This window comes from Agrobacterium sp. P15N1-A, assembly GCF_044626815.1.
GTDB lineage: Bacteria > Pseudomonadota > Alphaproteobacteria > Rhizobiales > Rhizobiaceae > Agrobacterium > Agrobacterium leguminum.
In genome coordinates this window covers 206132-218706 of sequence record NZ_JBIUPF010000008.1, presented here as the reverse complement: position 1 = coordinate 218706, position 12575 = coordinate 206132, and the positions used below count along the sequence as shown (strand labels likewise).

Genomic DNA, 12575 nt, shown 5'->3' with positions numbered 1-12575 from the left:
TCACATGAGCTTTACGTCCTATCTGCCGCTATTGCTGCTGTTCACTCTGTTTATCCTCCGAGTGCCGGTGGCGCTTTCGCTGATTGGTGCGGCCGCGTTTTACTTTGTTTTCGTCAACAGCCTGTTGCCGACCGACACCATGGTCACCAACCTTGTGGCTAATACGGAGGCCTTTTCCTATCTGGCCATTCCGCTGTTCACCTGTGCGGGTGTGATCTTCAATTACTCAGGCATTACCGAAAAAATCCTGAAACTCTCGAATGTTCTGGTCGGCCACTACACAGGCGGCATGGCGCAGGTGAATGTTCTGGTCAACATGCTGCTTGGCGGACCGTCCGGCTCCGCGAATGCGGATGCGGCGATGACGACGAAAATGATCGTGCCGGAAATGACCCGACTCGGCTACGACAAGGGCTTCTCGACGGTCGTCACGGCTGCATCGTCCTGTATCGCGCCGATCATCCCGCCGGGGATCATCCTCATTCTTTATGCGCTTGTCGCCGATGTTTCCATCACCCGCATCTTCTTTGCAGGCTATCTGCCCGGATTGTTGATCTATGTGGCTATTGCCGTCACCGTTGCCATTATTTCCAAAAAGCGAGCCTATAAAGCGAGCCGCGAAAGTCGGGCTTCCTGGCGCGAGATCGGCATTCAGGCGCTGGATTCCAGCTGGGCGCTTTTTCTGCCCATCGTCATTCTGGGCGGCCTTCGTTACGGGCTGTTCACACCGACGGAAGCCGGCGCTGTGTGCGTCATCTATGCCATACTGGTCGGCGCTTTTGTCTATCGTCGGCTTCGCTGGGCCGATGTCACCACCATTCTTCTGGAATCGGCCTTGGCGACCGCCGGCGTGATGTTCCTGATCTGCGCCGCGACCGTCTTTTCCGCCTATCTTACCTGGGAGGGCATTCCCGGCATGGTAGCGACGGCCCTGACGGGCAGTATTTCCGATCCGCTTCTGATGCTTCTGGTCATCAACTTGATCCTGCTGCTGGTCGGCGCCTTCTTTGAAGGTGGTTCCGCGATGATCCTGATGGCGCCGCTGTTCGTGCCGGTCATTATGGGGATGGGCATCGATCCGGTCCATTTCGGCATCATCATGTCGATCAACCTGACAATTGCCGGTTTCACGCCGCCGGTCGGCACGATGATGTTCATCACCATCTCGATAGCCAAGGTAAAGATTGGCCACTATATCCGCGAAAGCTGGCCGTTCCTCTTTGCCCTCCTGGCCGTACTTTTCCTCGTCACCTATGTGCCGTGGATATCCCTCGTCGTACCGCACATCTTTCTTTGATGCCGGCCCCCATGGTGTCAGTTGGCAATAGGCTTTCTATGAAACTGTCATCACATCCCATGGAAAACCGGCGGACAAGTGACGGGCGTCGGTCTTCGGCGTTGTGATCTGAAAAAAACCGGCGCAGTACAGATCCGCATGGTTACTGAGTATAGGGTTGGGGCATCCTGATGCCCGGGCGTCATGATCGAAACCCGAATATGCCCGCCCGGGCGATCACCCTCTCCATATGGCGCTGATCCAATGGTGCCGGAAATGCTCTACCGACGGCAGAACTCCTGTTTGACCACACTGTCCCGATCTTGAAAAAGCATGGCCGGACATTGTCTTGGCTAAATCCACAGAACCGGGTAAGATTAGGCAACTGCCTGCGCGCCCGTGATCTCGACCAGAGAACCGCGCATGAAGGCCGCTTCCTCGGAGGCCGTGGAGCAGCAGGATCTGGCATTCTCCCATGAGCTTTATGCTGGGCAGGTTGCCTCGCCTTTCGCAGGTCTCATCGGCGGTGCAGCAGCAGATCATCAACGCATTCCTGATTGGACCGCATTTCTTGTCGCAGATGGTTGGCTCGCTGGTTCTGCTGGCAACACTATCCTAGCAGCTGGCGTTGCCGGTGTTGATCTGGATCGTGCTGAATGTGGTTCTCGGGGTCAAACTTGCTTCCGTCTTCGCGGAGCAGTCACGGCGCTCGGGGAGACAAAAGAGCCTTGTAGATGATCAAGCAATTTTACTGCTGAAGACAGTGAGGCTGGCGCAATCCGCCGTATCCTGAATAATGCGGTGCAAACGTGGCAAAGGAAGCAGAGCGTCTACCGCGCGTCCTAATTGGTCGTCGTGGCGCTCAACATGGCTTTATGGCTGGTCTGGTGAAGGCTTCATCACGGTCGGTGAATTCGTCGGTGCTGTTTATATTCTGCAACGCTTGTCGGAACGCACATTTGCTTCCTGCGTGGGGCCCAGATATTCTGGGCAATCGGCACCATCAAGGATGCCATGCCGCCGACCAATACCGACAGGGGCAGGTGCCGCGGAACTGAGTGTTTTGCATGGGAATATCGATTTCGAGCGTACATGCTGACCATAGGCACAGTTGGGCAACCCGTACCCGCATTCAATTGACCCAGCAAAGAGGGGTCGAACTGAGCGTGAGCCAGCGTTACCAGACAGAATGACGAGCCAAAGCGAAGCTATGGTTTTGGCCTGCGACAGGAGATGTAGTCACCTCGAGTTCTAAGCCCGGAGGCAAGCTTGGTCTGCCCGGCTTCGCCTTGAAAGTTCCCGGACGAAATGGTCAGCAGTTTCTGCTGGAAATCTCCACTGAACATCCATGCTAGTAGTGAAATTGACGGCAACCCAAGCACTTGTGTGGGAGTTGCCGTGCATTTTTTTAAACGAAACCGTAGCCCGTTACAACGGCCTTCCAAATCCCGTGGAGGCCTCGCGGCCACGATTCGCCTGACCGCAATCCTGGTTCTCATGCTCTGGCCGTTTGTTGTCGCGATATTGTGGCGTGCGCTATCTAGCAGCCCAACGAGGCTCCCCTTATATTTTTAGATCGTCTTTTCCAGCGGCTCGTATCGCATCTTCGAATCCAGCGGCTTGCCTATTCCACCGAGCGAGTTACCCGGGCTGGACCACTGCAGCGATGATTGAAGAACACGCTTCGAAAAAGCTGGATGGAATTCTTTCCTGCTTGTCAATATTCCGTCGCATGCCCGTGCACCATGTCTCAACAACAACTACCTGTAGACACGAATGATGACACGCTGCCCCACCCGAAACGGAGCGTCGGGGCTCACCATGACGATCGAGGTCGCGGTGCGAATGTCATTGCGTTCGCCGGGCATGCCGGTTGACTGCATCAGAACGGGGGAGATGCGGCTGATGCGGCCCTCATATGCCTGCCCGGTTCTGTCCTCCGCAAGCACCTCAACAGGCACACCGGGTTTGACATTATCGAGAAACTGCTCGGGGATTTCCGCCCTGACGATCTTCTGGCCTTCCGGCAGGATGGTGAACATCTCTGTTGCGCCGCTGGCTGTGGCAAATTCCCCGACCTTAATTCCCTGCCTGATGATGAAACCATCGACTGGAGCGCGGATTGTTCGTATGTCGACCTCGCGGGCGGCGATATCGCGCCGCATCTTGGCGGCAGCGAGAACCGAGGCGGCCACCTTCAGTTCGCCAGCTAGATTGTCCCTAGCTGCTATGGCTTCATCGAGGGCTTGGTCCGAGACGGCATTTCCCGCTGCGGCGCGCTTGACCCGATCTGCCTGGCGAGAAAGGTTTTTCATCTTCATCTGAAGAAGATTATGTTGCTCTTCGGCCTGCAGAGCTTCCTCCGATGCGATCTTCGCCGATAACGTCTCCTGACTGGAATCGAGTACCGCCATGACGTCCCCCGCCTTGACCTGGTCACCCTCATTGACCAGCAGGGACGCAACGATGCCATCGCGGGGGGAGGCGACCCGCAGAAGACCGCCCGGGATATCCACGACCCCCCTTGCGGCAGCCAGGATGGGGGGACCGACCAGATCCGGCCTGTCGGTGTCTTCCTCTGCGTTCGGGGAAAGTGTGGTGAAATACAAGAGCGCCACGCCGATCATGCCAGCCGAAACCGTTGTCACTGCCGGACTTTTGGTACGAGGGAGAAATTTCATGTCTTCAAGATCCTGTGGAACTTTTACCGGGGAAGGGGTGGACGTCCCTCAGCAAGCGTCCGTCTTCCATCTGGAGGACACGATCAGCCTGCTTGACGAGACGCATGTCGTGCGAAACACACAGCACCGCCGAACCGGAGTCTTTTGCGATGGACTGAAGAATCTCGACAATGTTTCGACCGTTTTCGCTGTCGAGGGCGCTTGTCGGTTCGTCTGCGAAGAGAATGGCGGGCTTTTTGACGATAGCGCGGGCAATCGCAACACGTTGCTTTTCACCGCCGGACATTTCCGACGGCCGTAGATGACTTCTCTTTGACAAGCCGACGCTTGCCAAGGCGCTTGCTGCCCGTTCGAGGGCCTCTGCAGCAGGAACAGACATGTAATCAAGCGGTATCTGCACCTGCTCGACTGCGGTGAGGCCGGGGAAAAGATTAAACCCCTGAAAAACAAATCCGCAATACTTAAGGCGAAATTCGTCCCGCGCTTCATCGCTTAAGGCAGACAGCATGACATCACCCGCGCTGACCGACCCGACGTCTGGCTTCGTCATGCCGCTGAGGATGGCAAGCAGCGTGCTCTTGCCGCAGCCCGAAGGGCCGATCAGCAGCGTGAATTCTCCAGCGAAAATGTCCACCGACACACCCGACAAGGCCTGCATGTGGATGTTATGTATCGTGAAGGACTTACCGAGATTGCGCGCGCTGAGGACAGGCAGCATGGTTCACCTCAAAAGCGTGGCGGGATCGGTGTCCCGCAAACGATGAATTGCCAGAAGACAGGCGACAGCCGCGACAAGAAGCACAACCGTTGAAGCTGCAGCGACGATGGTGAAGCGCAATTCGAACGGAACCCGGTAAACCGCCGCTATCAGGGCGATTGCAACGCTTAGAAACAGGCTGATGATAAAACCGAAAAGACCGACCCAGCCCGCCTGTTCGATGACGATGAAACGAAGCCGGTCGAAGGGTACGCCAAGCGCCCTGAGCGTGGCGTATTGAGGCACCGTGCCGGCCACCGCACCCATCAGGGTCTGGCTTGTTATGACGGCACCGATCATCACGGCGATCAGGGTCGCGAAAATGAATGCAATTCCCGCACCCGAATCCAGCAACATGTACATCGTCGTCATGGACGCGAGTTCTTCAGCCGACCAGACCTCGAAGCGGCGTATGTCGGTACCGCTGTTGAGGCGCGCCTGTATGGCGGCGCCGTTGGTGCCCGGCTTGAGATCATAGAGGAAATAGGTGGCGCCGCCGTCGCTGGGCAGGCTGTGATCGAGATTACGGGCGGTTTCCCTTGAGGCCACGACATTGACGCCGCCCAAGCCCCGAAGGCCGTCGATATAGCCGACAATCCGCACCGAACGCCCGTTCACCTCGGCAATACCGCCCTTTTTGGTAGAAAGCTTCGAAGCGTCTGCAATGTCCACAAGGACGGTGCCGGGCTCGCTCAATTTGTTTCGCAGCGGTGCGGGTATAATGCGCGCGAGCGCCTCGGCATCATTGGCCGTATCAATGCCAAGCACCGTCACGCTGACGCCGCCGCCGCCGTGCGTGCCTCTCCAATCGCCGGAGCCGAACAGAACCGGCTCCACATGCGAGATCGCCGGCTCGGCGTAGAGATTTGTGGCCACACTCGCCGGAATCGCGCGCCCGAGGTCGACACTCTGTGTTCCCGGAAAACCGACCCAGTATTCGGCTTTGGATTGCGTAACGTAAAGACCATTGGCGCCCACGATGCCCAGCAACAAGGCACCCTGGACCGTCATCAGGACGCCCGAGAAGGCAATCGCGATTGTCGCGGGTAAAAAGCGGCGCCATTCGTGAATAAGTGTCTTGCGCGCAATCGAGATCGTCATGATCCGCTCTTCCTCCGTTTTTCGGAGGAGGTTGCGATACCCGGCGCCTCCGCGGAGAAGCTTCCGCCCGCTGCTTTCGCAAGGGCAATCAGGGCTTCCGCTTCGTCCTTCATCGCTTCGGTGAGTTGCCGGCGGGTTTCTGCGGCTTCGATCTGGCGGACTACGAGGGCGGATGCGTCCGACAAGCCCTCGCGGGATAACAATTTGGCTTGAGCCGAACCTTTTTGCGCCGTCGCATAGGCTGATTTCGCACGCGCGGTTTCAAGCCGCGCGGCAAGGAGCGCCCGCAAGGCGGAGGAGGCTTCGCCATGGGCAACCAGCACTGCCTGCCGGTAGGCTGCGACGACCTCACGCCATTGCGCCTTTTTTGCCTCCACGACATCGAGCCGTTTCCCGTAGTCGAAGATGGGCATCTGTAATGATGGGCCACCCATGATGCCGAAGATGGACCCTGAGACGGGTGAACCGATACCGATCATTCCCGAGAGGTGGAGTTTCGGATAAAGATCGGACGTTGCAATTCCCACTTCGGCTCCCGTCTTCAGGACGGCAAATTCCGCCCTTCTAATGTCCGGGCGCTGCCGCAGAACATCGGCCGGAACCGCCGTTACCCGTGCGTTGCTTGCCACCGGTTGAGGTCTCATTGCCGATAGGGTGGCATCGCCCTCCTTCACGCCCTGAAGTACAGCAATGCACTGGATTTCGTCGGCAATGGCATTTTCGAGAAGACGTTTCTGTTGTGCCATCGCGGCACTGTCCTCGCTCGCGGCCTGGGCTTCGAACCTAGTCGCCAATCCGCTTTTTGATCGTAAAGTCGCTACATCTCGTGCTTTTGCCTTAGCGGAGGATAGCAGATCGACATTTTGTCGCTGGTGCTGCAGCGCCCGCAGACGCACGTAACTTGTTGCGGCTTCCGCCGCGACGGAGAGCTTTGCTGCATTTACGTCTTCAGCCGCCATGTATCGGTCCAAATTTGCAGATTGCTGGGCGAGCTTATCTTGCCCGAAGAGAGCGATTTCCCATCCAGTCTCAAGATTAAGCTGAGCTGGACGGCGGGAAATGTCCTCTACCTTTGTCCTGCTGCTGGAACCCGTTGCAGACCCGGAGAGGCCGACATTGGGCAGGAAGCCGGAAGACGCAGAGTGTGAAATGGCGGCGGCGGCAGCCAGCCGCTCGCGGGCCTGCGCCACGGTCAGATTGCCCTGCTCTACACGCGCCACGATACTATTGAGTTGACTGTCGTTAAGCGCCAGCCACCAGGCTTCGCTGCCTTGGTGGGGTCGCGGCGCGCGCACCGGCGAAAACTGCGGCGGCAACTCTACCGGTGCGATGTCCGAAAACGTCGGTCCGCCCTGATGGCAAGAAGACAGCAGGAGGGCAATGAGCATCCAGCGATGCCGATTCAAGACGACATTGCAATTCGACCTCGAACGATCGACGCTATCACGACGCACCCTATTCATTTTGGACCACATGAAACGCATTACCCAGAAAAACAGCCGTTGATCCCCAGTGCCGGTCGCTGATGCGACAAATCGAATGCATGCCGTCGCATTCATTCCTCCCAAGACCATTGCGGGTTCAAGATTTCGCGCAGTCACTGTGCAGATTTGGTTGAGGACGTCGGTATCGACCTTTCTTCCGGTGCCGTCGACACACACCAGGCACCCGCAATGATCAGCGCACTACCACCCAACTGAAGAGCGGAGACTGGCTCGGAATAGAGGAGCCAAGCGCTTGCGAGCACGAAAACGTAGCTGACGGCGGATAGGGGAAAAGCTTTCGACAGATCGGTCTGCGCAAGCACACGCAGCCACAGGACGAAACAGACAATTTCGGCAATGATGGCCAGAATAAACCAGGGCGATGTGGCAAGATTAACCAACCACTGAACGCCGAATTCACCTGAGACATGGACAGCGCTCTCCTTGAGAAAAATCTGCTGCAGCGTATTCAACAGGGGGATGGAGAGCCAAAGCGTCGGCAGATCCTTCATTGTTTGTCCAATCCATCGGAACTGAAAAGCGGGGAAACCCATCTCAGCAAAGTGTGCAGAGCAGGGTTCTGGTGCCTGAAAAACATGGAGTTTGCCGTCAGCATACTGCCGAGGCGGAGCTTGTTTTGGTAGTAGGCCTGCCCGCTCTGATATCGGGTGAGCCCATGCTCGAGGCAAAAACGCAGGTTCTCGAACCAGCTGAGATAATAGAGATTGTATGGTTTGCCCCTGACAGCATCCATGCAGAAGAATTTATCGATGAGCCGGTCGCGGTCGTGCAAAAGCAGGTTGAAGGCGAGAATCTCGTCGCCAACACGATAGACGGTGCAGAACGCATTCTCGGGCAGATTGGACAGGACACTGGTGAAATAGTCCGACGTCAGCTCTTCGAACTGCCATTCACTCCGGTTGCGGGTATCGTGATAAAGTTCGAGAAAGCGGGGCAACATGTTGCCAAGGTCGGTAACTCTCTCCACTTTTACCTCGGAGGCTGCGCGGCATTTGCGGCGCATGTCCTTGCGTGTCGAAGACGACAATCCAGCGAGATAGTTCTCGATATCGGGAAAGTCTACGCGCAACCACGCTGTTGGTAAGCCGGGCATGGCAACAAACTCGCGTCTGTGAACCGCTGCAGAAAGCGCCCGCCCAAGAGGCATCGGCACGTCTTTCAGCGCGAACAGACCATATCCCGACATCTGCGCCCATCTTTCCGCGGACCCCAGCAGATGAGTTATCAGATCGGCTTCCCAAACCCCGGGAATATCCGGGTGCATTCCGATGCTCGTGCACTCCGTGCAGGGAGAGCCGATACAGGCAAGCCGGAGCGACAGAAACCGTGGGAATCGTTTGCGGATGCCTTCGACAAGGGACGTGAGCCGTCCTCGTTCCAGCGTCGTTTCCAGCCGGTAATCGCACAGAAAAAACGGCGCGGCAGCTATGATTATCCCGTGATAGCTGATGGTTGCATACCGCCACTCAAAGCCCTCAAGGCCGGACTGTTCGACTGCCATCAAGTAGTCATAGCGCTCTATGTCGGCGCTGAAGCACGCATCCCAGGCATCCCTGTTGACGGCGCCAAGAGTCTCGTGGATCCGGAATTCGAGGTTTCGGGAGTTGAGACCCGGGCCGTCGCCAATCTCAAATTGGGTTTCTAAACGCATGTTTTGTCTCAAAGAACCGGACGGAAAGATCGGCGACTTTGCGATGTTCCCTATCCACGTGGATCATATGGTAGCTGTCGTTCAACCAGTGCAGTGCTCTCGGGCCGCCAATCTTTGCGGCGATGTAGCGGGCGTGATCGGGACCGCTGAGATCATCTTCAGTTGAATGAATGATGAGGGATGGCGTGGTGATCTGAGGCAGATGCTTCTTGAGATGGTGGCCGAGCCGGCTCATCTCGACGAGACCGCGCCCCGGGAAATGGCTGAGAACACCTTCATTTTCCATGGCCGCAATCATCCGCCTCAGACGATCGTCCTTGATCCCAAGGGAAGGCGTTTCGCTGAAGTTAAGACGATCGATGAAGGGTATAAGGCTGATCCATCTGATGTGCGGAGAAAGGATCGCGTAATAGCGCGGAACATTCCAGCCGTCGTAGTGGAAGCAGGGTGAGTAGAGCGCGACCGATCTAATTGGGGATGATGGCATATGGGACGCGAGCAGTGAAAGCTTTCCGCCAACGCAAATGCCGGCGGAAAAGACGGTGTCGCTTCGTGTTGCCAGCCAGTCCGCGGCGCCCGCGATGCTGTCGAGCCAGTCTTCAAAGCGGGAGCGCCGCAAGGCGGCTTCCCCACGCCCGTGTCCGGCGAGCAGGGGGGCAAAAACCGAATAACCCCTGCGGCTGAATTGCCGCGCCACCAGGCGCATTTCGGCAGGGGCGCCGCTCATGCCGTGTACAAGCATGATGGCCTTGCCGTTCGTACCCTCTTCGAAAAAGGAAAGACCGTCGTTTGACGGATTGAACGCTTTCGTCTTTTCGTCTGCCGGAGCTTGAGGGAAGGGGCGGGATAGGCTGGATTGTGAGCCGGCGAAAGAAAACGTCATAATCCCGATACTCCCACGCAGATGACGCCGCCCGATATCAGGGCAACACCGATCGAGTGCCGCAGGCCGACTGTTTCCCTGAAAAGGATGGCGCTAAAGATGGTGATGACGGCATAGCTTGAGGCCATCAGCGGGAATGCGATGGAAAGCGGAACATGCGCAAGGACATAGGTCCAGGCGACGAGCTCTACGCCCCAGAACACGGCCCCGGTTAGTGTCCAGGGATGGAGATAAATGTTGCGCCGGTCGCTGGCCGAGGCCAGTTTGAAGCAGACTTCCCTGCCGGCCTCCGTCAGCACGCAGAAAAGAATGAGAGCAAGCATTGTGTTACTGAGCCCGTCCGTCATGACAGTATGTCCGAAAAAGACCTTAAAAGCGCAAGGTTGGTGATGGTATTGCGATCGCGGGTCATCACCGCATCGGGGGCGCGCAACGGCTGGTCGATCAGGATTTCCCCCTGCTTCAGAAGTCGTGTGAGCAGGGTGCCGCTATAAACCGGCGTCGAATAATCACCGATGACGTCAGCACCCACGATGCGATGTCGTGTCGCAATATCGCTTAAGAGCTCGAGGATCGTGGAAAGCCGCAATCGGCCCTGATCCCAATTGGTGATCGCGTCGTCCAGCGACAGGCAATCCTTGTCTATGGTGATGTAGACATTGGACGTGAATATCCGCGAGAGCAGGTGCTCTCTGAATGCCGCCAGTCCCATTTTTTTCATTGTCGACCAGATGAGATGGTTGCTCGCCTGAGTGTAGCTGACGCTCTCCCCATAGGCGCGTTTGACGCGGCTTGGCAGGCGGTCGTAAGGGTAGAGTTCAACCTTGCCATTAGCCAGATTGCCGAGATTAGCACCTTTGCGCTCCGGCGATTGCAGGTCATCGCTGCAGACACCAAGCGTGATGATTTTTTGAACATTTGGATGTTCTGCAACCTCATTGACCCACGAGCCGCAATGGAGACCGTTGTCGAAATTGACCCAGTCAGGGTGATTGTCGATATGGATGACGGTGAGAGGTCCATTGAAACTTTCTGCCGCCTCGGCAATCAGCATTGCTGAGACATGATGAAAGTCGCCCGATCCAAGGAAACACAGTCGAGGGGACGCGGGCGCGCCGGCGGGGCGCGCTATACCGGGTTTCAACAGATCGAGCGACTCCCTCCTGCTCCAGAGACGAACGGCGCTCCCACAGCGTCGTTCGTCAACCTCGCGCGCGCCCACCGAAAGTGCGGCATCAACAAAGGTTGGCTGCAGATGTAGGGCATCGTCGAGATGAAGCAGAAGCGTATTCACGAGATTACCTCCGTTCGGCGCGGGTCAGAAGCTGATCGAGCAGCTCGATCGCCAGATTGATTTCGTTGAAGGAGATGTTGAGGTTTGGCGCGAACGTGATGACGTTCTTGTGGTAACCACCGACATCAAGCACCAGGCCGTATTTGCGCCCGTTGACGATCATGTCACCCTTCATGCCCTCATCCGACATCCAGTCGAGCGTGGCCTTGTCAGGCGTGAAGCTGTCGTCGCGGCAAATTTCCATCCGCAGCGCAAGGCCGAGCCCATCCACTTCGCCGACGATCGCATGTTTGCGCTGCAACTGCTGCAAACCATCAAGGAAGGCGGCGCCCTTCGCCATGACACTGGCGCCGATATTCTCTTCTTCGGCCATTTTAAGCGTTTCGAGGGCAACAGCCGTTCCCATCGGGTTGCTGGCGAAGGTGGAGTGCGTGGAGCCGGGCGGGAAAATCGTCGGATTGATCATCTCTTCGCGCGCCCAGATGCCGGACAGCGGATTGAGACCATTGGTAATCGCCTTGCCGAAGATCAGAACGTCAGGGGAGACGCCGAAATGTTCGATCGACCAGAGCTTGCCCGTGCGGTAGACGCCCATCTGGATTTCGTCGACGACAAGAAGAATGCCGTGCTGATCGAGCACCTTCTTCAGTTCGACGAAGAAGTTCATCGGCGGGATCACGTAGCCGCCGGTGCCCTGAATGGGCTCGATGTAGAACGCCGCATATTCGGACTTGCCGGCCTTCGGATCCCAGACCCCGTTATATTCGCTCTCGAACAGGCGGGCGAACTTCTGGACGCAATAGTGGCCGTACTCTTCTTTCGACATGCCCTTCGGGCCGCGAAAATGGTAGGGAAACTCGATGAACTGGGCGCGTTCGCCAAAGTGCCCGTAACGACGACGGTAACGGTAAGACGAGGTGATGGATGTGGCGCCCAGCGTGCGCCCATGATAGCCGCCCTCGAAAGCGAACATCAGGCTTTTGCCACCTGAAAAGTTCCGGACGATTTTCAGTGAGTCCTCGACCGCCTGCGAACCGCCGACGTTGAAATGCACGCGGCCCTTGCTGCCGAACTTTTTTTCAGCGTCCTGCGCGATCATCGTCGCCAGTTCGACCTTCTCGCGATGCAGATATTGCGAGGCAACCTGGGGCAGGGTGTCCAGCTGGCGATGGGCTGCTGCATTGAGGCGCGGGTTGCGGTAGCCGAAATTGACCGCCGAGTACCACATCTGCAGATCGAGAAAGGCCGTCCCGGCCTCGTCGTACATGAAGGAACCATCGCATCCCGAAAAGAACTTGGGATGATCCGTGTAATGAACCGTGTCGCCGTGGGAGCAATAGGTCTCCTCCAGAAAGCGAAGTTCGTCTTCGGATACGGTATCTGGCTGGCTGTTCGTCGGCTTGATGAGAGAATGCATTTTCATATTC

The 12575-nt window shown here is 57.1% G+C and carries 11 protein-coding genes and 1 pseudogene; 2 read left to right on the top strand and 10 right to left on the bottom strand.

What is annotated here, in order from left to right:
* The first annotated feature begins 4 nt into the window (after positions 1 to 4).
* Positions 5 to 1297 carry a TRAP transporter large permease gene (locus tag ACIK7D_RS23960; protein ID WP_400157612.1) on the top strand — a complete coding sequence of 431 codons (1293 nt, stop codon included), beginning with the start codon at positions 5 to 7 and terminating at the stop codon, positions 1295 to 1297.
* Positions 1298 to 1717: 420 nt separating this feature from the next.
* Positions 1718 to 2363: pseudogene (locus ACIK7D_RS23955) on the top strand (ABC transporter ATP-binding protein); the annotation flags it as partial.
* Between the two features lie 673 nt (positions 2364 to 3036).
* Here the strand turns inward: ACIK7D_RS23955 and ACIK7D_RS23950 are convergent.
* The 10 genes from ACIK7D_RS23950 to ACIK7D_RS23905 are packed head-to-tail and all read right to left on the bottom strand — an operon-like array spanning position 3037 to position 12565.
* Positions 3037 to 3903 carry an efflux RND transporter periplasmic adaptor subunit gene (locus ACIK7D_RS23950; protein ID WP_400157611.1) on the bottom strand — a complete coding sequence of 289 codons (867 nt, stop codon included), beginning with the start codon at positions 3901 to 3903 and terminating at the stop codon, positions 3037 to 3039.
* Positions 3904 to 3961: 58 nt separating this feature from the next.
* Positions 3962 to 4675, bottom strand: a complete 714-nt coding sequence (locus ACIK7D_RS23945) for an ABC transporter ATP-binding protein (RefSeq protein WP_400157610.1) — start codon at positions 4673 to 4675, stop codon at positions 3962 to 3964.
* A 3-nt stretch (positions 4676 to 4678) separates the two neighbouring features.
* Entirely contained in the window at positions 4679 to 5815 is a 1137-nt protein-coding gene (locus tag ACIK7D_RS23940; RefSeq protein WP_400157609.1) for an ABC transporter permease, read from the bottom strand.
* Positions 5812 to 7374 (bottom strand): TolC family protein, encoded by a 1563-nt coding sequence (locus ACIK7D_RS23935; protein WP_400157608.1) that lies wholly within the window; start codon positions 7372 to 7374, stop codon positions 5812 to 5814. Before ACIK7D_RS23935 ends, ACIK7D_RS23940 begins: the two co-directional genes overlap by 4 nt.
* A 38-nt stretch (positions 7375 to 7412) precedes the next feature.
* The gene (locus tag ACIK7D_RS23930; protein WP_400157607.1) at positions 7413 to 7811 is read right to left on the bottom strand and encodes an EamA family transporter; all 399 of its coding nucleotides are present in this window, start codon (positions 7809 to 7811) and stop codon (positions 7413 to 7415) included.
* Positions 7808 to 8971: a GNAT family N-acetyltransferase gene (locus tag ACIK7D_RS23925; RefSeq protein WP_400157606.1), complete on the bottom strand. Its 1164-nt coding sequence runs from the start codon at positions 8969 to 8971 to the stop codon at positions 7808 to 7810. Before ACIK7D_RS23925 ends, ACIK7D_RS23930 begins: the two co-directional genes overlap by 4 nt.
* Positions 8949 to 9854, bottom strand: coding sequence for an alpha/beta hydrolase (locus ACIK7D_RS23920; protein WP_400157605.1), 906 nt, complete (start codon positions 9852 to 9854; stop codon positions 8949 to 8951). The genes ACIK7D_RS23925 and ACIK7D_RS23920 overlap by 23 nt, the downstream gene beginning before the upstream one ends.
* The gene (locus ACIK7D_RS23915; protein WP_400157604.1) at positions 9851 to 10201 is read right to left on the bottom strand and encodes a permease; all 351 of its coding nucleotides are present in this window, start codon (positions 10199 to 10201) and stop codon (positions 9851 to 9853) included. The genes ACIK7D_RS23920 and ACIK7D_RS23915 overlap by 4 nt, the downstream gene beginning before the upstream one ends.
* Positions 10198 to 11148 carry an arginase family protein gene (locus ACIK7D_RS23910; RefSeq protein WP_400157603.1) on the bottom strand — a complete coding sequence of 317 codons (951 nt, stop codon included), beginning with the start codon at positions 11146 to 11148 and terminating at the stop codon, positions 10198 to 10200. Before ACIK7D_RS23910 ends, ACIK7D_RS23915 begins: the two co-directional genes overlap by 4 nt.
* Before the next feature lie 4 nt (positions 11149 to 11152).
* A complete protein-coding gene (locus ACIK7D_RS23905; RefSeq protein ID WP_400157602.1) occupies positions 11153 to 12565 on the bottom strand; it encodes an aspartate aminotransferase family protein in 1413 nt (470 codons plus the stop codon).
* Positions 12566 to 12575: the final 10 nt, after the last annotated feature.